This is a genomic window from Staphylococcus sp. HMSC061G12 (assembly GCF_001838465.1).
Classification (GTDB): domain Bacteria; phylum Bacillota; class Bacilli; order Staphylococcales; family Staphylococcaceae; genus Staphylococcus; species Staphylococcus simulans.
The window spans coordinates 120,894-140,882 of sequence record NZ_KV837015.1 but is presented as its reverse complement, the minus strand read 5'-3'; the positions used below and the strand labels follow the sequence as shown (position 1 = coordinate 140,882).

Below are 19,989 nucleotides of genomic sequence, written 5' to 3'. Positions count from 1 at the left end.
GTAGTATATTGTTAAATTAAGGAGTCATGCATATGAATAAAGATAAAGATGTTTTAACGAATCAGACAATTGTCCGCTTTGAAGATGGAGAATTATTTGAAACAACTGATAGTTATGTTACAGAATTTCCATTAACTGTCATGGTTAATGGCGAAGAATTTGCAACCGTCATCTGCAGTCCAGACCATATGGAAGAATTGGTGCTGGGCTTTTTAGCGTCTGAAGGTGCAATTTTAAAACGCAGTGAATTGAAATCGATTCAAATAGATGACAGCAAGGGGTTTGCACATGTTGAATTAACGAAAGACTTAGGGGATCGTTTCGAGTATTCAACCAAGCGCATGATTGCTTCATGTTGCGGTAAAAGTCGTGAGTTTTATTTCCAAAATGATGCGGCGGTGGCTAAGACGTCATTGTCGAATATCACACTCACACCTCAACAGGTCATCAATATGATGACGAGACTACAAACTGCAAGTAAACTGTTCAAACGTACAGGCGGCTTGCATAACGCGGCCATCAGCGACGGTGATGCTTTCTTTGAACACCGTCAAGATATCGGTCGACATAACGCACTCGATAAGCTATATGGTTTCTGTATTGAACGTCATATTCCTGTTCGAGACAAAGTCTTAATTTTCAGCGGTCGTATTTCATCAGAAATTCTGATTAAAGCGGCTAAAATCGGAGTTGGTGTTATTCTTTCTAAATCCGCACCCACTACGTTAGCTGTGACGCTTGCGAATGACTTAAACATAACAGCCATTGGATTTATCAGAGATGGCAACTTCAATATTTATAGTCACCCAGAACGAATAAAAGCTGTGTCCTCACAAGATTAACTTGTGAAACACAGCTTTTTTGTTTGCTTATATATTCTCTTTTATCACACTATAACAATAACTGATGAAGGTATAGCCTTGTTTAATATACATTTCCTTGGCAGTATCTTCACCGTCTGCGATTAAAATCAAAGGTTTATGCTTGGCATAATTTGCGACAAATCCCTGCATAGCACGCCCGATTCCTTGTCCACGCATTTCTTTGATCACACCGAAACTATCGATTTCAATCGTTTCTTCTGATTCAATCATATCTAATGTGCCGACTGGTTGATTATCTTTATAAGCAATCACCCGCTTCACATTCGTTGCGCCGTCAAATTGTTGCCTTAAAGTTTTAACCACTTCGTCTGCGTAGTCTTTACCGTAATCCAGTGAAAAATAACGACAGATTTTCAAATAATCATCCAAATGATAAATATCGACAAAACGGATATCTAAACCATCTGGAATGTCACCTGCAAGCTCATGTGCTTCGATCGCATACATTTCTAACAACACAACATCAAAATTCTCTCGTTCAAAATATGTACGAAACGTGGAATCTAAAGGTGTATTTTCTGGAAAAGTAAATGCCAAATGGCGGCTCTCTTGTTTGAGATGTGCGTGTGTTTGTGTTTTGACATCTTCTAACCAAGTTTCAAACGTCGGCATGTCATGATATACCCATTTGTTCGTATAATACGTTAAAGGTTCTTGTGGTGTTAAATAAATCGTCTTTTGTTCATCTTCATAAGCAATCGCTCCAGGTTGATCAATTAATCGCATGGATAGCGGCCCCATCTTTATCCCTCTTTCTGCTACCTCAGAAACGAATCAATTGTTTAAAGCGTGTGTGATTCAATAATGCTGCACCGATTAAGCATGCGATAATCGCTTTAATAATATCCCCCGGCATAAAGACAAATGATAAAAAGAATGCTTTTGATAATGGCATATGAGTAATCACGCCCATAATTAATGTGCCGACAATGTCTAATAATAAGACACCCGCAATTAATGTAGGTAAAAATAAACGACCGAAATTGATTCGTTCTATAGATTTATCGCGCGCATACCCAATTAAGAAAGCGACGACTGGATATAAGAATAAGAAACCTGCTGATGGACCAGCAAAAACTCCTATACCGCCACGACCGCCTGATAATACAGGTAAGCCGCACGCTGCTAAAATTAAAAATACAATTACGCTTAATGTACCATACTTTTTGCCTAAAAGAATACCTGCTAGAAAAATACCGACATTCTGCAAGACAATCGGTACTGGCATGAATGGAAGCGGAATAGGTGGAATCAGACCAAGCAATGCGATAATAGCTGTCATAATCGCAGTAAATGTGATATGTTTTGTTGTCATAATATAACCTCCTCAAAATCTTACATGGAAGATTATATCACATATGTTAACTTTAATTTACGATAAGTTAACATTTATTTGTATAATTTTACACGTCTAGACACGAACCTTTGCGGCAAGGTTTGTCATGTAGTCAAAGAATGCATCTCTGTGCACATCATCGACTAATCTGATTGTACGGCCGCCTTCTTGAACACGTTTAGTTCGCCCTTGACTCGGTCCTTTTGTAATCACTTCTGTTTGTACTTCTTCAACATGTACTAACTCAGGTTTTCCGACAGAAGCTGTTGTTAAGACATCCCATAAGAAATACGTAGAGTTCGTCACAAAATGCGTTAATGGCGGAACTGCAGCATAACAAACACCTAAGAAATCTACACCTAAAATATCACGTTGATCTGCCCACATTTGTCTGACATCAATTGTTAACGGCACTTTATTTGTACTTTCTAACGCAACCATATCAATCGCAATATCTGTATCAAAAACCGTTGCGACTGCTTCTGGATCCCAAAAGGCATTCCATTCTGCAGTTCCATCATGTTCAGGTTCTTCAACATTGCCTTTCGTTAAGAATGTCCCTCCCATCCATACTAAGCGTTCAATTTTTTCTGTGATATGCGGAGCAACCTCTAATGCTTTAGCCAAATCTGTTAAAGGTCCAGTAAATAACAAGGTTACTGGTTTCTTACTCGCTTCTAATTTTTCTATTATATCTTCATATGCTTCAAGTTCTGATTGCGATGCTCGTTGTTCAGTACGTGATTCATTCAATACTGGTAATGCATCTACAAAAAAGGCATGCATACGCCATTCTTTAGGAAATGGATTCTTCCCTCTTTGTGATGATGCGGCAACTTTTAAATCTCTATCTGAAAAGCGGTTAATGATTTTAATAGACGCACTCACTGCGGGTTCTACATAACTGTCAGCACCAATTGCGCTGACACCGATTAATTCAACATCTTCCATCTGTAGTAATAAAAAGAGAGACACTAAATCATCTACACCGCCATCGTGGTTGAAATATATTTGTTTCATGTTCTACCTCCAAAATTTATGTATATTACTTATTAAATTGAAATTCACAACAAATGTAAAGTAAGCATTTAACCAGAAATTTAATTGTATGATGTCTAGCTTTTCTCGTAAAACAAATGCAGACCGCTAAAAACTACCAACTCTCTATTCCGAGTGATACACTAAACTTAACAAGGCAACAAACGTCAGGAGGAATGACATTGTTAGAATCAGGATTAATTCATACAGAGATTCAACGTAAATGGTTAACAAAATTACAATCAGTCAAAGACGAATTTCAAGCACATGCAGCATACAATGATGCGCATAGCCGCTTCCCTCACGAGAATATTGATTGGCTCGTTAAAGAAGGTTATACCTTATTAACCTTGCCGAAAGCTTATGGCGGTGAAGGTGCGACAATTGAAGATATGGTTATCATCCAAAGTTATTTAGGTTCTATTGATGGTGCCACAGCTTTATCTATCGGTTGGCATTTAAGTACTGCAGGACAAATATTTAAAGAACAAAAATGGGAGCCTCACCTACTCGATCAATTAGCACAAGCTATTCAAGAAGGTGCGTTGATTAATAGAGCGGTGAGTGAAGCGGATACTGGAAGTCCGACACGTGGCGGCAAACCTTCAACACACGCTAAACGCTCAGGTTCAGAATATGTTTTAAACGGCGTTAAAACTTTTACTTCAATGTTGCCAGCTTTAACCCATTTCTTAGTCAGCGGCTACAATGAAGCCACAGACCAATTCGGTTTCTTCTTAGTTGAAAAAGAAACGCCTGGAGTGTCTATTGCTGAAACTTGGAATGTGGTCGGCATGCGTGCGACTGAAAGTCATGACCTGGTATTAGAAGATGTGCATATACCACAAGAAAACTTTGTAGAAGTTGCGGGCGGTTCAAAAGGACCGAACGGTTGGATTCTGCATATCCCAAGTGTGTATTTAGGTATTGCACAAGCTGCGGCAGATTATGCGAAAGACTTCGCCAAAACACATCAGCCGAATAGTATTGATTACCCTATCGGACATCTTCCGACTGTCCAACAATCAATCGGTGAAATGGAGTCGTTATTACTTTCAGCACGTGCCTTTTTATGGTCTACAGCCCGTACGTATAATGAAGCCCCTGATGCACCTGTTTGGAATGAAACTTCCGCAAGTAAAATTTTAGTAATGAATCAAGGTTTGAAAGTCATCGATTTAGCAATGCGCATTGTCGGTGCGAAAAGTTTAGAAATGGATCGCCCGCTTCAACGCTATTATCGTGACATGCGTGCTGGTCTGCATAATCCGCCAATGGAAGATGCAGCTTACACAAATATTGCCAAATCAGAACTCAACTTATTCTAGTGACTTAACACTATGTTCAATAGTCGAACATAGTGTTTTTCATTTTAAACAAATAATAAATGTTGATTTATTTAGAAATTTATATTGTGCTTTCTGCCAATACCCTTTATAATTTTGAATAACGCTAAACGATAATCGTTTTCAATTAGGAGGAAGATATAAAGATGAAAAAATTACTCATCCCACTGATTGTGTTAGTCCTTGTGCTTGCAGCATGCGGTAAACAATCCAGTGATCAAAATGATTCAAAAAAAGAAACACGTTCATATACAATGGATAACGGTAAGAAAGTAGATATTCCGAAAGAACCTAAACGTATTGCGGTTGTTGCACCTACATACGCTGGCGGTGTAAAAAAATTAGGCGGTAACGTTGTAGCAGTCAACAGCCAAGTCGATGACAGCCCTATCTTAAAAGAAAAATTCAAAGGTGTTGAAAAAATCGGCGCCACTGGCAGCGAAGATGTTGAAAAAGTAATCAAACAAAAACCAGATTTAATCATTGTTTATTCAACAGATAAAAACATCAAGAAATATCAAAAAGCAGCTCCTACTGTAGTTTTCGACTACGCAAAACATAAGTACTTAGATCAACAAATTGAACTAGGTAAATTGTTAGGTAAAGAAGACGAAGCTAAAAAATGGACAGAGGATTGGAAAAAAGAAACTAAAAAAGATGGTAAAGAGATTCAAGATAAAATCGGTAAAGATTCAACAATCTCATTATTAGATGAATTCGATAAAAAACTTTATACGTACGGTCCAAACTGGGGTCGTGGCGGTGAAGTGATTTATCAAGCATTCGGCTTACAAATGCCAGAAAAACAAAAAGAACTAGTTAAAAAAGATGGTTGGGCAGAAATCAAACAAGAGAAAATCCCTGAATATGCAGGCGACTATATTGTATCAACACGTGCCGGCAAAGCTGAACCATCTTATACTCAAACAAACCTTTGGAAAAACCTACCAGCAGTTAAAGAAGGACATGTCATCAAAGTAGATGCGAAAACATACTGGTTCAACGACCCTTACACATTAGAATTCATGCGTAAAGATTTAAAAGAAAAACTCGAACAAGCAGCTTCTAAATAATATGAAAAAACGGCTTACACAGTAAACAGGTTGTGTAAGCCGTTTTCTTTATAGATTATTTATTTTCAGTTTCGCTTTCAACAGGCATCACATTTGGTTTACCTGCCATCAACATCAACCATGTTGCGACGATGAACGGTAATGTGAATACTGGCAAGCCGAATGGTTTTAACCAAGTCACTAAACCAGCATGTACAACCACTGTGATAAAAATACCAAATAACATACTTAAATATTTGTTAAACACAGAAGTTTCTTTAAAGGTAACACCTAAAGCCAATATTACTAAGATAACATTATAGCCATATAATCCTGTATTAATATCATCATGATTTGCCCCAAATAACATTACCACAAAAACACCGATAATATTTGCGACGACCGAGAAGATACCTGCACGTTTAGAAGCAATAAAGATACCGATCAGTATCAATAAGCCCCCTACTGTACTTTTCACCAAGAAAATTTCACTAAAGCCATCTAAGAAAGTCATCACACCGTTAATCGCGTGATGTGAAAATGTAATCTCACGTACCGTAGAAGGTAAAATATTAACCCCAGCATTGACGTGTTCGAATTGGAAGGACATAAATAAAAACATCCAACTGATAAACACATACGGCATGGTCAACATCGGCAAGTCAAAACGCGATAATAAATGACGAAATGCGGCACCAAGCGGTAATGTCAATACAACCGCAAGTGCTGTCATACCAATACCTTTAATGTCTGGCACTAAGAATATGGTTAAAGCCACACCTGTCAGCACTGGATTAAAACCAGCCAGCCCCTCTTTGATTTCTTCTTTGGAATAATTTGTATAAGGTGCTAATACATAAGCAATCAAACTAGAAAGCAATGCTGCTAGCCCTACTTTCCAATTTGCTACAAATAAACCTGCTAAAATGAATAGCCCTGTCCAAGCATTATTTAACAATAATACTTGTGAGATATTCTTTAATACAACGTCGACTAATTGACGCATCGATCCTTCACCTGATTTCTCAAAATTTATAAACAGTTATAATTTTAACAAAATAGGATTGTGAATAAAACCTATTGCTCTCTATTTATAATTTTTTAAGATTAAAATACAACGTTTGTTTGAAAATGTACCAAAAAAGGTAAAACTCCCTTGGGTTAATTAAAGTGTATATTCAAGCCTTAACTTGTTAATTTGCAATTATATTTGGCACCACAAATATATATTTCTTGTATATCGATAAGTCGAGTCTTACAATGGATTAGTATTATTTAACATATATGAAAGAAGGGATTACTTTGCATTTTACTCAACGTGAACAAGATAAATTGATGTTGGTTATTGCGAATGACGTTGCACGCAGACGTCAAAAACGCGGTTTAAAATTAAACTATCCTGAAGCGGTAGCTATCATCAGTTACGAAATGTTAGAAGGTGCAAGAGATGGTAAGAGCGTTGCCGACCTTATGAGTTACGGCAGACAAATTTTAAATAAGGATGATGTAATGGAAGGTGTAGCAGATATGATCACAGACATCGAAGTTGAAGCTACATTCCCTGACGGCACAAAATTAATTACGATACATCATCCGATTGTTTAAAGGGGGATTATATATTATGAGACCTGGTGAAATTATAGTAAAACGTACTGAAATAGAAATAAATAAAGGTACTGATTCTACTGAAACAGTAATCGTTGTTAAAAATATAGGAGACCGCCCTATTCAAGTCGGTTCTCATTATCATTTTTTTGAAGTAAATGATGGCTTAAAATTTGATAGAGAGAAAGCATATGGTAAACATTTAGATATTCCAGCTGGCGCAGCTGTACGCTTTGAACCTGGGGATGAAAAGAAAGTACAACTTGTGGAATATAACGGTAATCGTCGTATTTACGGATTCCGAGGAATGGTTAATGGACCGATTGATGAAGATCGTGTCTTCCGTGTAGACGATAATCATCCGAACGCTGGTATTAAAGACGACGAAGGAATGAAAAATGCGAATAAAGAAAGTGGGTATGATCGATGAGCTTTAAAATGACACAATCTCAATATACAAGTTTATATGGTCCGACTGTCGGTGATTCTATTCGATTAGCTGATACAAACTTGTTTGCACGAGTAGAAAAAGACTATGCGTCATATGGGGATGAAGCTACTTTCGGCGGCGGTAAATCTGTGCGTGACGGTATGGCTCAAAACCCTAACGTAACACGTGATGACCGTAATGTTGCAGATACTGTTATTACAAACGCAGTTATTATTGATTACGATAAAGTATACAAAGCAGATATCGGAATTAAAAACGGCTATATCATGAGATATGGTAAAGCTGGTAACCCTGATATTATGGACAACGTTAATATCATTATCGGTGCAAACACTGATATCATTTCAGCTGAAGGTAAAATCGTAACAGCTGGCGGTATTGATACACACGTACACTTTATTAACCCTGAACAATCATGGGTTGCGCTTGAAAGTGGTGTTACAACACATATCGGCGGCGGTACTGGTGCTTCTGAAGGTTCTAAAGCCACTACGGTTGCTCCGGGTCCATGGCATATGCACCGTATGTTAGAAGCAGCTGAGGCTCTACCAGTCAACGTTGGTTTCACTGGTAAAGGACAAGCACACAACCACACAGCATTAATTGAACAAATCCACGCTGGCGCAATCGGCTTGAAAGTCCATGAGGACTGGGGAGCAACACCATCTGCGCTAAGTCATGCATTAGACGTAGCTGATGATTATGATGTTCAAATCGCATTACACGCAGATACGTTGAATGAAGCGGGCTTCATGGAAGATACGATGAAAGCAATCAAAGACCGTGTCATTCATATGTACCACACTGAAGGTGCTGGTGGCGGACATGCGCCTGACTTAATCAAATCAGCAAGCTATCCTAATGTCCTTCCATCATCTACTAACCCAACACTACCTTACACAACAAATACAATTGATGAGCACTTAGATATGGTTATGATTACACACCACTTGAACGCTTCTATTCCTGAAGACGTAGCATTCGCTGATTCACGTATCCGTAAAGAAACAATTGCAGCGGAAGACGTGTTACAAGATATGGGTGTATTCAGTATGGTCAGCTCTGACTCACAAGCAATGGGTCGTGTCGGTGAAGTTATCACACGTACATGGCAAGTCGCACACCGTATGAAAGAACAACGCGGTTATTTAGATGGCGACTCAGAATACAATGACAACAACCGTATCAAACGTTATATCGCAAAATACACAATCAACCCTGCAATTACACACGGTATCTCTGAATATGTCGGTTCAATTGAACCTGGCAAACTTGCGGATATTGTAATTTGGGAGCCTGCATTCTTTGGTGTAAAACCTGATGTTGTCTTAAAAGGCGGAATGATCAGTACAGCAATCAACGGTGATGCAAATGGTTCTATTCCAATCTCAGAACCTCTTAAATTCCGTAAAATGTATGGTCAACTTGGCGGTAACATGACAGGTACAAACATGACATTCGTATCAAACATTGCTTATATGAACGATATTCAACGTCAATTGAACTTGCATCGTTTAATCCGTCCAGTTAAAAATATCCGTAACTTACGTAAAACAGATATGAAAAACAATACAGCAACACCAAAATTAGACGTAGATCCACAAACGTATGAAGTGTTTGTAGATGGCGAAAAAATCACAAGCGAACCTGCTAAAGAGTTGCCATTAACACAACGTTACTTCTTATTCTAGGAGGCAAGCTTTCATGATAGTAGAAGAAATTCTTGGCAATATCGCCAATTTATCACCTGAAGAAAAACAAAAGCACACTGAAAAAGTGTATCTAGAAAACTCTGATTTAGTTAAACGCATCCAACGTGTCAAAACTGACCACGGTAATGAAATCGGAATCCGCTTAAAAAACCCTGTAGACTTGCAGTATGGCGACATCTTATATGAAGATGACAACAACCGTATCGTGGTTGATGTCAATTCTGAAGATATTTTGGTTATCAAACCACGTTCACTGCAAGAAATGGGAGATATTGCCCATCAGCTTGGTAACCGTCATTTACCTGCACAATTCACAGAAAATGAAATGTTGGTACAATACGATTATTTAGTTGAAGATTTATTAAAATCATTAGGCATCCCCCACTCACGTGAGGATCGCAAAGTAAACAAAGCCTTCCGTCATATAGGACATTCACATGATTGATCATGCGTCTTTACGCTTGTTTCAATTTTGCGATTCGCAATTCCCTACAGGTGCTTTCAGCCATTCATTCGGATTAGAAACTTATATCCAAAGAGGGACTGTTCATGATGAACAGTCCTTCCAAGAATGGTTGAAACTCTTTTTAAGTGAACAACTCACATATGCGGATGGATTAGCGATGCGCTTCGTTTACGAAGCACTGAATCAGAATGATGAAAAAAGAGTGTTAGAATTAGATCGTTTATTATTTGTTCAAAATATGCCGAGAGAAACACGTGTCGGTACCAAACAAATGGGAACACGTATGGTGAAACTAGCTGATGAACTTTACGATAGTGAATGGATTCATTGGTATCACGAACAATATCAAGCAAAACAAGCGAAATTGCATCCAGCAATCTGCTTTACAATGCTTGGTCATTATCTCGGTGTCGATATTGAAATGATTATCGATTATTATTTATATCAAAACGTTTCATCTTTAACTCAAAATGCGGTCAGAGCCATTCCATTAGGACAAACTGCAGGTCAACGTATTGTGACGCAGATGATTCCTTTTATGAAACAAACACGCGACCATATTTTTGAGCTTAAAGCATCTGAATTCGGCATCACTGCACCAGGACTTGAAATCAATCAAATGGAACATGAAAAAGTGAATGTACGAATCTTTATTTCTTAGGAGGCAAGATTTATGACTCAACCTATTAAAATCGGAGTCGGCGGCCCTGTAGGCGCAGGTAAAACCGAACTTGTAGAAAAAGTAGTAAAACATCTTTCTAAAGAATTAAGCATCGGTGTTATTACAAATGATATTTATACAAAAGAAGACGAAAAAATCTTAGTAAATTCTGGCGTACTTCCTGCAGATCGTATCATCGGAGTTGAAACTGGCGGTTGCCCTCATACAGCAATTCGTGAAGATGCTTCAATGAACTTTGCGGCAATTGATGAATTAGTTGAACGTCATGAAGATATTGAATTGATTTTCGTAGAATCAGGCGGCGACAACTTAGCTGCGACATTCAGTCCAGAACTTGTAGATTTCTCAATTTATATTATCGACGTTGCACAAGGTGAAAAAATCCCACGTAAAGGCGGCCAAGGTATGATTAAATCTGATTTCTTCATCATCAACAAAACAGATTTAGCACCTTATGTCGGCGCATCTTTAGACCAAATGGCTGAAGATACACGTACTTTCCGTGGTGATCGTCCATTCACATTCACAAACCTTAAAACAGAAGAAGGTTTAGACAATGTGATTAACTGGATTGAACGTGATGTGCTGCTTAAAGGACTAGAGTAATGTCTGAAGAAAAGCAATGGACAGGACAGTTAGATATCACCGTCTTTAATGACGGTGAACGTTCTGTAGCACGCGATATCTTTTTTGAACAAGCATTAAAAGTGATTCGCCCTATTTATTTAAATGGCTCAAATATCCCGACATTCTATATTGTTAATGTCGGCGGCGGCTATTTAGATGGAGACCGTTATCGCTTAAATGTTAAAGTGAAAGAAAATGCGGCAACGACACTCACATCGCAAGGTGCAACAAAAATCTACAAAACATTGAAAGATCATGTTGAACAGTACCAAACGTTCACGATTGAAGATAACGCTTATATGGAATATGTAGGCGATCCGATTATAGCTTATAAAGATGCAAAGTTTTATCAGCATAATCAATATCATCTGGCTAAAACCGGCGCAATGTTTTATACCGATATCTTAACGCCTGGTTATTCTCCAGATGAAGCGCACTTTACGTATGACTATCTTCACCTGCTTAATGAAATTTTCGTTGACGGTGAATTAGTCGTCTATGATAACTTGTTGTTGGATCCAAATAAAAATCGTGTAGATGCTTTAGGTTATATGGAAGGTTATTCTCATCTAGGGTCTTGCTATTTCATTCATCCAGATGCGAATAAAGAAACCGTTGAAGAACTTTATGAGATTATGGCACCTTATGCGAAACAAGAAGACTGCAGAATCGGTATTACTGAACTTGCGACACATGGTATCAGTATCCGTATTCTTGCACATCAAACTGATTTAATTTTAGATATTCTAAATGACGTGCAACAACAACTTGTCAGAAAACATTATGACAGAGATGTAGATTTCTTAAGAAAATATTAATAGCAATCAAGTTATACACCTGATTGCAAACTAAAGGACGGTTATTCATTCTTTGATAACCGTCCTTTTTACATACATAATTTTATAAGTTACTGTTTATTCCAAAATGCTTTAAGCGCTTGTGCTTCTTCATGTCCTTGTTGGCGTGCAGCTTCAGCTACTTCTTTACGTAATGCACCATTCATTGTATTATAATCATATTTTTCCAGAATACTCATTACAGTGCTATCTGGTTTGACTGTATACACGCTTTGACCTCGTTCTTGCATATGGTCCACTAAATCAGATAATGCATAAGGTGTTTTCACTGGTAAATTCGCAGCTAATACCACAACTTTATCCGCTTCACTGACATCTGGATTATCCATAGAATAAGAACCGCCATCATAATAGTGTTTATCATGCAGTTGAATCGTCGGATAAGCCCCTTGGAATGCGCCACTCGCCGCAATAGCTTTAACTAACGGTACATCAGAGTTTTCATCAAATACACGACGTTGATTTGATTCTACTTCTGTCACTACAATTTTGATTTTAGGTGTCCAGCCCGAAACCGCATTGCCTAAGCTGTTTCTGATCATATTGAGTCGTTCTGTTTCAGGCAAATCTACTTTAGGATGCATAGCCATCTGACTCATACCATCAATCCATTCTTCTACAGTACGCGCATTTTTCTCTAATTGATCAAATTGCGCAAAGATATCTGCTAAATCATCATCCGTTAATGGATTTTCAGCTTCTCTTTGATAGTTTAGTTGTTCTTCCCATATTGTTTCCCAGTCTGCTTCTGATGCGAGAACTGTGCCCACTTGTGCACCCGCAGATGTTCCGACAAATTCATCGGCATCTCTCAAGTCTAAACCTTTCTCAGCTAAACCTCTTAAATAACCGATTTCCCATGCCATGCCGAATTGACCGCCGGCACCTAAAATTACTGATGTTGTTGCCATATGATTCACTTCCTTCAACTTTTATTATGACATGAATTATTGATCTTTGTTTAAAATCCAGCTTCCTGTCGCAAGATAGCTCGCAAATGCACACCATAATGCATAAGGCACCATTAACAAGCCGCTGCGTTTATCTGCTTTATAGAAATTGACTGACGTGACGACAACAGATGCGAATAAAGCATAACTTTCAACCATCGCTGCTCCACGTAGTTTATATTTGAAATACAATACAGACCATAAGAAATTCAAACCAAGTTGTGTATAGTGTGAAATCGGTACAGATTTATCTTTACTTGCGTTACGTGCAATCATATATGCGATGCCCATCGCAAGATATAAACCTGACCAGACAATGGGATACGTAATACCTGGCGGTGAAAACGGCGGGTTCTTTTCTTTTTGATAAACTTGACGTGCATTGCTTGTCGCATATTTTGCTACCAAAGTGCCCCCTGCTGTCGGCGTTATTAAATGTACAATATCTCTCAGAACTTTGAATGGTTGTTTCAAACTATCCCTTCCTTCTGTTTCATATAATTATTTTCTTTACTTTATGTATCTACCCTTTAGAAAAAGCATTAAATATCATCGTTGTATGTTTATGTTATTATCTGCGTGATGCTGCATAACAACAGGCTTTTTCGGGAATATCAATATAGAACGTCTTATATGTATGAGGTGAATTTATATGACAGAATCTAAAGCGTATCGTTCTAAGATGATGTCTAAAATCAAAGGCACAGGCGGCAAAGCTGAAACACAACTTGCTAAAGCTTTATGGCACCAAGGTGTCCGTTATTTTAAGAATTATAAGAAACTACCCGGCACCCCAGATATCGCTATCACTAAATATAACGTAATGGTATTTGTAGATGGGGAATTCTGGCATGGTTATGATTGGGAAAATGTTAAACAAAAAAGAATCCACACGAACCGTTCATATTGGATACCGAAATTAGAACGCAATATGGAAAGAGATCAAGAAGTGAATCAGAAATTAGAAGAAATGGGTTATACTGTCTTACGTTTTTGGGAGAAACATGAAGTGTTTAAGGACATGGATGCTTGTGTCCAACAAGTGTTAGATGCGATTGAACAAAATAAACAAAAATAAAAAAGTGAGCTATCTCAATGAATAACTCACTTTTTTATTACTAATTTTTTGTGCCTGTTGAAATAATCTTAAATTCCCCAACTTCTCCTATGATTAAAATACTTTGCTGACCGCTTTACAAAGAGCCTCGATTTCCTTTCTTTGCTCTGGATCAACTACTAAAATCACGGTTCTTTCATCATGTTTATTTCTTTTTTTAGTTAAGAGTTTACGCTCTTTAAGCTTTTGAATCGCTTTAGAAATAAAATATGGTTTTAAGTTGGAAAGTTGAATGATTTCTTTTACATTGAACTCTGTACGTTCTTTTTCACTGCTGTGAATGTAGTTTAAAATAAAGAGTTCTTCAAAAGTGATTTGAAACTCACTTTTAATTGTAGCACTGACCTCTCTTACTTTTTGTGCTACAGTGACGAATTTTGATAAATCATTAATTATGTTTTTATTGTTCATAGTGAAATTCACTCCTTCTTGATGTTTTTCGAAGATGTTTAGTGAATTGTTCTGATAATTTCAAGCAAGCCCCTACATAAACTAATTTTATTACAACTCTCATTAAATAACAATCTATTTTTGTTCCTAAAATAATCAAAATAGTAAACGTCATAATGTTGAAATCAGTCATCATGAATGTAAAGTTTTCACTAAGGTTAATTGGGTTAATAGGATGACTGTCTATTCAAAAAATCAAAAGCAATAAAAGTAGTAATAAATGAATATTGGGGAATACAATTAATGAATGTGTATCACATATACAAACAAGGAGGATGAAAGGATGAAACAAGATTATATCCGTGTCAAAGGTGCGACACAGAATAATTTAAAATCCATCGATGTAGACATTCCGAAACATTTCATAACTGTATTTACAGGCCGTTCTGGTTCAGGAAAGTCTTCACTCGTTTTTAATACACTCGCAGCTGAATCAGAGCACCTTTTAAACGAAACTTATTCAAGTTACATACAGTTTCATCTTAATCAACAACCTAGACCTAGCGTCGATCACATAGACCATCTGCCTGTTGCGATGACAATCAGCCAACAACGTTATAACGGCAACTCTCGCTCAACAGTCGGCACAATTTCAGACATATACGCATCTGTGCGTTTATTATGGTCACGTATCGGCACACCTTTTGTAGGCTATTCTGATGTTTTTTCATTCAACAGCCCATCAGGCATGTGCAAAGAATGTGAAGGTTTAGGTTACATTGAATCAATTAATTTAGATGAATTGTTAGATTGGGATAAGTCATTAAATGAAGGTGCCATCGACTTCCCTTCTTTCGGTCCGGATAAAGAAAGAGGAAAAGCATATCGCGACAGCGGTTTGTTTGATAATGACAAAAAGTTAAAAGACTTTACCAAAGAAGAACTTGATTTATTTTTATATCAACAGCCGACAAAGCTTAAAAATCCACCGAAAGAATGGAGAAAAACTGCGAAATATGTGGGATTGATTCCGCGTTTCAGCCGTATCTTTTTAGGCGATAAAACTTTTGCGAAAAAACGTTATGCACGCCATTTAAAACACGTCGTTACCACTAAAACATGTCCTGTTTGTGAAGGACAAAGACTAAATCAAAAGGTATTAAATTGTAAAATCAATGGCTATAATATTTCTGATTTTACTAAAATGACAATTAAAGAGAACTTGGCTTTTTTAGATCAATTGAATCAACCAACTGCAGAATTTATTATTGCGCCGCTTCGAAAACAACTTGAAGCCCTAGATTTCATAGGATTAAGCTATCTAACACTCGACCGTGTCACAACAACACTTTCTGGTGGAGAAGCACAACGTCTTAAATTAATCCGTCATTTGAATAGTCCTTTATCTGATTTAGTTTATATTATTGATGAACCCAGTGTTGGTTTGCATCCTGAAGATATACAAAAAATCAATATTATTTTACAATCACTTAAAGAAAAAGGCAATACTGTTTTAATTGTTGAACATGATCCTGATGTTATTAAAGAAGCGGATTATGTCATTGATATGGGACCAGGTTCTGGTAAGAATGGTGGAGAAATTACATTTGAAGGAGATTATCCAGCATTATTAGAATCTGATACAGCGACAGGTCATGCGTTAAGAAAACCACATCACCTTAAAAATGACGTGCGTCAACCTGCAGGATATTTCCATCTCGGACCAATTACAGAAAATAATTTAAAAGATGTCACGGTTGATTTACCTAAACAAGTTATGACGGTTATGACAGGTGTCGCAGGTTCTGGTAAGAGTACTTTGGTCAAAAAAGGATTTGAAGATAATGAACACACTATCTTTGTTGATCAAAAAGCAGTTCAAGGTTCAAGCCGTTCTAATCTACTGACTTATTTAGGTGTCTTTGATCAAGTACGAAAATTCTTCAGCCAACAAACCGGATTAAGCAAAGCGATGTTCAGCTATAATTCTAAAGGCGCATGCCCAAATTGCGGTGGTAAAGGTTATATTAAAACTGAACTAGCCTTTATGGCTGATTTTTCTCAGACTTGTGAAGTGTGTCATGGTAAACGCTATAAACCTGAAGTATTAGAAGCAACAGTTGACGGTTATAATATTGCGGATGTTTTAAATTTAACTGTAGATGAAGGTTTAGAATTCTTTAAAGGGCATCAAGAAATTGAAGATGCATTAGAATCATTAAGCCAAACTGGATTAAATTATATGGCACTCGGTCAACCGCTAGACACCTTATCTGGCGGTGAGATTCAGCGCGTTAAATTAAGTCAGCATTTAGTCGAACCGACAACTGATTATGTTTATATCTTTGATGAGCCGACAACAGGTTTACATGAAGAAGACATTCCTCTACTATTGAATCGCTTCTATGATTTAATTGAAGCTGGGAATACAGTGATTCTGATTGAACATAACTTATCCATGATGTGTGAAGCGGATTGGCTCATTGATGTCGGACCAGGTCCAGGTTTAGAAGGAGGACAAATCTTATTCAGCGGCTTGCCTAAAGACTTCCTACAAACAGATACCTTAACTGCCAAACATTTAAAACGTTATACTCAAGCATAATAAAAAGGCTCAACCACAGTTTTGTGATTGAGCCTTATTCATATATACACTGATTATTTATTATTTTTTACTGCAAATTGTATCAGCTGAAGATAATGCAGCTAATTTCAATAAGTCAGTTGCGTGTTTAGCGCCTTCTTTACCATGACCTGCTTCGTAGTGTTTGTAAGCTGCAACACCTAATACACCTACTGCTAATAATGAAGCAACATTTGTCATTTTTTTGTTGCCGAAGCTTAGTAAATAGATTAAACCACTTGCTGCTTCTAAAGTACCTGCAACTGTTACCCATTTAGAATCAAGGCCGAACACATTTGCGAAAGTATCTTTCATACCTGCGTCACCTTTTAATTTTGGCTCTGAAGCCTGTAATAATTCCTTAGCGATTTTAATATTGTTTAAATAACGTAATAACATAATACAATCTCCTTTATTTATTATTAAAATATTCCTCTACAATAGGTTTTACCCTTTCTCCGTATAATTTAATTGCATGCATTACACGGTCATGTGGCATAGACCCTACTGGCAGGTGAATCATGAAACGATTCAAGTTCAATTCTTCGATTACTTTAATCATTTTCTTTGCGACTGTTTCCGGACTTCCTACAAACATTGCACCTTCATCGCTGATTTCACGTTGGAAATGCGCTTGATCGTATGGCGGCCAATTACGTTCTCTGGCGATGATATCATGTACGACTTTAGTCGGCGCGTAAAACTCACGTTGTGCCGCTTCATCAGTCTCTGCGATATAACCCCAAGAATGTACTGCAACCGGCATATCTTCTGCGCGATAACCTCTGTTTTCAGCAACTGCACGATACACTGCAATATTACGTTTGAAACGTCTAGGATTACCACCGATAATCGCGTAGGTAATCGGTAAACCGAACTCTGCAGCTCTCATAGAAGACTCTGGTGTGCCTCCTGTTGCGAGCCAAATTGGAATTTCCTTTTGCACTGCTCTAGGATATACACCTAAGTTGTTAATTGCTGGACGCAAACCGCCTTCCCATTTAACAATCTCATGTTGATTGATACGTTTCAATAATTCCAACTTCTCAATAAACAATTGATCGTAATCATCAAGGTTGTAACCGAATAATGGGAAAGATTCGATAAAAGAACCGCGCCCTACCATAATTTCAGCACGTCCGTTAGATACTGCATCCAATGTCGCAAAACGTTCATAGACACGTACTGGATCATCTGATGATAAAACCGTTACTGCCGATGAAAGTTTAATACGTTTCGTTGTTGTCGCTGCTGCCGCAAGTACAGTCACAGGATCTGAAACTGCATAATCTGAACGATGATGTTCACCTAATCCATATACATCCAGCCCTACTTCATCAGCAAGTTGGATTTCTTCTACGATGTTTCTAATACGTTCTGCTGCTGTTAATTTTTCTTGAATGCCGTTTTCTGTATAAATATCAGTGTTGTCTGCAAAGGATGTCATTCCAATTTCGAGTTTCACTTTTTTCACCTCTTTAGGTATAATTTTTATACTTAAATAATACATCTGTTCTTTCCTTAAGTCAATACTTTCAACTCGAGCTGAACAAAGAGATAAAAACTTCCATTTAATGAAGAAAAGCCTAACTTTACATTAAGTTAATAGTTAACATCCACCTATTGTGTTTAATTAGATGACTATCTATTCGACAGAATTTTAAAAATAAATCTCCGTCATATTAACTACAGAGCAACATTTATTCATTAGAAATTATGTTTCAAAGTTTTCTGTTATATTACAAGACTGTAATATGAAAATCCTTTACAAATAATTAAAAATGTTAAAAATGCGATAACATCAACATTCTAAGACTATAGTCCTACTTTCATGCTTATTACATCCAAATACATAATTATTAGAACTAAATTACAAAACGATAACAAACCACACAAGTGCAATTTTTTTTGGTAGAGTAAGTCTTGTCGTTAAGAGAACGAAACAAACAAAACAAATTATGAAATTTAGTAAATGTTAATCCAGTCACGAGACTTAAAAAATAATTTAGCTTATTATCTTTAGGAGGATATTTTATCATGAATAAAATCGCTACTACTACAATCGCTACAGCAGGTTTAGGAATCGCTGCTTTAACTTTATCTAATCACGATGCAGACGCTGCACAAAATAACGGATACAACTCAAACGATCCTTATTCTTACAGCTACTCATATACAATTGATCAAGATGGTAACTACCACTACACTTGGGAAGGTAACTGGAACAAATCTAATCAATTCAATAACTACTATGGTACTTACGCTCAATACAATAACAACAACACAGCTAACAATAACTATACAAACTACACTAGCTACAATACACAAGCAACTGCTCCACGTACTGGCGGTTTAGGTGCTTCATACTCAACATCAGACAACAACGTTAAAGTAACAACTACTTCAGCACCAAAAACAAGCACTAACACATTCGCTAACCGTTCATCATCAGGTGCTAACTTATACACTGTAGGTCAATGTACTTACTACGTATTCGACAAAGTTGGCGGTAAAATCGGTTCAACTTGGGGCAACGCTAACAACTGGGCTAACGCAGCAGCAGCTTCAGGTTACACTGTAAACAACAACCCATCAGCTGGCGCAATCTTACAAACTAGCCAAGGTGCTTTCGGTCACGTTGCATACGTTGAAAGTGTAAACAGCGACGGTTCAGTAAACGTTTCAGAAATGAACTACGGTCAAGGTCCTGGCGTTGTAACTACACGTACAATCTCAGCTAGCCAAGCAGGCGGATACAACTACATCCACTAATTAATAAATTTACGATATAAACCAACTGATCAGCTACAATCAGTTGGTTTTTTTATACCCTTTTTTTATTTCTATTGCTTA

22 protein-coding genes are annotated in these 19,989 nt (G+C 37.3%); 13 read left to right on the top strand and 9 right to left on the bottom strand.

The window, feature by feature from the left end; translation table 11 throughout:
* The first annotated feature begins 32 nt into the window (after positions 1–32).
* Complete coding sequence (gene fdhD / locus HMPREF2937_RS01555) at positions 33–842, top strand: formate dehydrogenase accessory sulfurtransferase FdhD (RefSeq protein ID WP_023014998.1); 810 nt, start codon at positions 33–35, stop codon at positions 840–842.
* A gap of 27 nt (positions 843–869) precedes the next feature.
* On the opposite strand, the gene HMPREF2937_RS01550 is transcribed toward fdhD, so the two are convergent.
* From HMPREF2937_RS01550 to HMPREF2937_RS01540, 3 genes are all read right to left on the bottom strand, one after another.
* Complete coding sequence (locus HMPREF2937_RS01550; RefSeq protein ID WP_070863875.1) at positions 870–1,625, bottom strand: GNAT family N-acetyltransferase; 756 nt, start codon at positions 1,623–1,625, stop codon at positions 870–872.
* Between the two features lie 22 nt (positions 1,626–1,647).
* A complete protein-coding gene (locus HMPREF2937_RS01545) occupies positions 1,648–2,199 on the bottom strand; it encodes a biotin transporter BioY (RefSeq protein ID WP_002479614.1) in 552 nt (183 codons plus the stop codon).
* Between the two features lie 96 nt (positions 2,200–2,295).
* Positions 2,296–3,240 carry a nucleoside hydrolase gene (locus HMPREF2937_RS01540; protein ID WP_002479615.1) on the bottom strand — a complete coding sequence of 315 codons (945 nt, stop codon included), beginning with the start codon at positions 3,238–3,240 and terminating at the stop codon, positions 2,296–2,298.
* A gap of 200 nt (positions 3,241–3,440) precedes the next feature.
* Between HMPREF2937_RS01540 and HMPREF2937_RS01535 the strand changes: the two genes are divergently transcribed.
* Together HMPREF2937_RS01535 and HMPREF2937_RS01530 are read left to right on the top strand one after the other, a co-directional pair.
* Positions 3,441–4,586, top strand: coding sequence for an acyl-CoA dehydrogenase family protein (locus HMPREF2937_RS01535; protein ID WP_083326900.1), 1,146 nt, complete (start codon positions 3,441–3,443; stop codon positions 4,584–4,586).
* Positions 4,587–4,750: 164 nt separating this feature from the next.
* Positions 4,751–5,677 carry an iron-hydroxamate ABC transporter substrate-binding protein gene (locus HMPREF2937_RS01530; RefSeq protein ID WP_070863873.1) on the top strand — a complete coding sequence of 309 codons (927 nt, stop codon included), beginning with the start codon at positions 4,751–4,753 and terminating at the stop codon, positions 5,675–5,677.
* A 55-nt stretch (positions 5,678–5,732) separates the two neighbouring features.
* On the opposite strand, the gene yut is transcribed toward HMPREF2937_RS01530, so the two are convergent.
* Complete coding sequence (gene yut / locus HMPREF2937_RS01525) at positions 5,733–6,662, bottom strand: urea transporter (protein ID WP_002479618.1); 930 nt, start codon at positions 6,660–6,662, stop codon at positions 5,733–5,735.
* A gap of 296 nt (positions 6,663–6,958) precedes the next feature.
* On the opposite strand from yut, the gene HMPREF2937_RS01520 reads away from it, so the two are divergent.
* The 7 genes from HMPREF2937_RS01520 to HMPREF2937_RS01490 are packed head-to-tail and all read left to right on the top strand — an operon-like array spanning position 6,959 to position 12,017.
* Positions 6,959–7,261 (top strand): urease subunit gamma, encoded by a 303-nt coding sequence (locus HMPREF2937_RS01520; RefSeq protein WP_002479619.1) that lies wholly within the window; start codon positions 6,959–6,961, stop codon positions 7,259–7,261.
* A gap of 16 nt (positions 7,262–7,277) precedes the next feature.
* The gene (locus tag HMPREF2937_RS01515) at positions 7,278–7,691 is read left to right on the top strand and encodes an urease subunit beta (RefSeq protein WP_057509904.1); all 414 of its coding nucleotides are present in this window, start codon (positions 7,278–7,280) and stop codon (positions 7,689–7,691) included.
* Positions 7,688–9,403, top strand: coding sequence for an urease subunit alpha (gene ureC / locus HMPREF2937_RS01510; RefSeq protein ID WP_002479621.1), 1,716 nt, complete (start codon positions 7,688–7,690; stop codon positions 9,401–9,403). Before HMPREF2937_RS01515 ends, ureC begins: the two co-directional genes overlap by 4 nt.
* Before the next feature lie 13 nt (positions 9,404–9,416).
* Positions 9,417–9,869: an urease accessory protein UreE gene (gene ureE / locus HMPREF2937_RS01505; RefSeq protein WP_060803651.1), complete on the top strand. Its 453-nt coding sequence runs from the start codon at positions 9,417–9,419 to the stop codon at positions 9,867–9,869.
* On the top strand, positions 9,862–10,551 hold the full coding sequence (locus HMPREF2937_RS01500) for an urease accessory protein UreF (protein ID WP_002479623.1): 690 nt from the start codon (positions 9,862–9,864) through the stop codon (positions 10,549–10,551). The genes ureE and HMPREF2937_RS01500 overlap by 8 nt, the downstream gene beginning before the upstream one ends.
* 12 nt (positions 10,552–10,563) lie before the next feature.
* Positions 10,564–11,178: an urease accessory protein UreG gene (gene ureG, locus HMPREF2937_RS01495; RefSeq protein WP_002479624.1), complete on the top strand. Its 615-nt coding sequence runs from the start codon at positions 10,564–10,566 to the stop codon at positions 11,176–11,178.
* The gene (locus tag HMPREF2937_RS01490; protein ID WP_002479625.1) at positions 11,178–12,017 is read left to right on the top strand and encodes an urease accessory protein UreD; all 840 of its coding nucleotides are present in this window, start codon (positions 11,178–11,180) and stop codon (positions 12,015–12,017) included. The genes ureG and HMPREF2937_RS01490 overlap by 1 nt, the downstream gene beginning before the upstream one ends.
* 89 nt (positions 12,018–12,106) lie before the next feature.
* Here HMPREF2937_RS01490 and HMPREF2937_RS01485 read toward each other — a convergent pair whose 3' ends face one another.
* Together HMPREF2937_RS01485 and HMPREF2937_RS01480 are read right to left on the bottom strand one after the other, a co-directional pair.
* Positions 12,107–12,967: a patatin-like phospholipase family protein gene (locus tag HMPREF2937_RS01485; RefSeq protein WP_070863872.1), complete on the bottom strand. Its 861-nt coding sequence runs from the start codon at positions 12,965–12,967 to the stop codon at positions 12,107–12,109.
* A gap of 36 nt (positions 12,968–13,003) precedes the next feature.
* Positions 13,004–13,480 carry a TspO/MBR family protein gene (locus HMPREF2937_RS01480; protein ID WP_070863871.1) on the bottom strand — a complete coding sequence of 159 codons (477 nt, stop codon included), beginning with the start codon at positions 13,478–13,480 and terminating at the stop codon, positions 13,004–13,006.
* A gap of 178 nt (positions 13,481–13,658) precedes the next feature.
* Here HMPREF2937_RS01480 and HMPREF2937_RS01475 point away from each other — a divergent pair, with 178 nt between their 5' ends.
* Positions 13,659–14,084 (top strand): very short patch repair endonuclease, encoded by a 426-nt coding sequence (locus tag HMPREF2937_RS01475; protein ID WP_070863870.1) that lies wholly within the window; start codon positions 13,659–13,661, stop codon positions 14,082–14,084.
* Between the two features lie 93 nt (positions 14,085–14,177).
* Here the strand turns inward: HMPREF2937_RS01475 and HMPREF2937_RS01470 are convergent, their stop codons facing one another.
* Entirely contained in the window at positions 14,178–14,534 is a 357-nt protein-coding gene (locus HMPREF2937_RS01470) for a transcriptional regulator, SarA/Rot family (RefSeq protein ID WP_002479629.1), read from the bottom strand.
* 322 nt (positions 14,535–14,856) lie between these two features.
* Here HMPREF2937_RS01470 and HMPREF2937_RS01465 point away from each other — a divergent pair, with 322 nt between their 5' ends.
* The gene (locus HMPREF2937_RS01465; protein ID WP_070863869.1) at positions 14,857–17,118 is read left to right on the top strand and encodes an ATP-binding cassette domain-containing protein; all 2,262 of its coding nucleotides are present in this window, start codon (positions 14,857–14,859) and stop codon (positions 17,116–17,118) included.
* A 60-nt stretch (positions 17,119–17,178) separates the two neighbouring features.
* Here HMPREF2937_RS01465 and HMPREF2937_RS01460 read toward each other — a convergent pair whose 3' ends face one another.
* A complete protein-coding gene (locus HMPREF2937_RS01460; protein ID WP_023015013.1) occupies positions 17,179–17,535 on the bottom strand; it encodes a DoxX family protein in 357 nt (118 codons plus the stop codon).
* A gap of 13 nt (positions 17,536–17,548) precedes the next feature.
* On the bottom strand, positions 17,549–18,601 hold the full coding sequence (locus tag HMPREF2937_RS01455; protein WP_070863868.1) for an LLM class flavin-dependent oxidoreductase: 1,053 nt from the start codon (positions 18,599–18,601) through the stop codon (positions 17,549–17,551).
* Positions 18,602–19,173: 572 nt separating this feature from the next.
* Here HMPREF2937_RS01455 and HMPREF2937_RS01450 point away from each other — a divergent pair.
* Positions 19,174–19,908 (top strand): CHAP domain-containing protein, encoded by a 735-nt coding sequence (locus HMPREF2937_RS01450; RefSeq protein ID WP_023015016.1) that lies wholly within the window; start codon positions 19,174–19,176, stop codon positions 19,906–19,908.
* Positions 19,909–19,989 lie beyond the last annotated feature (81 nt).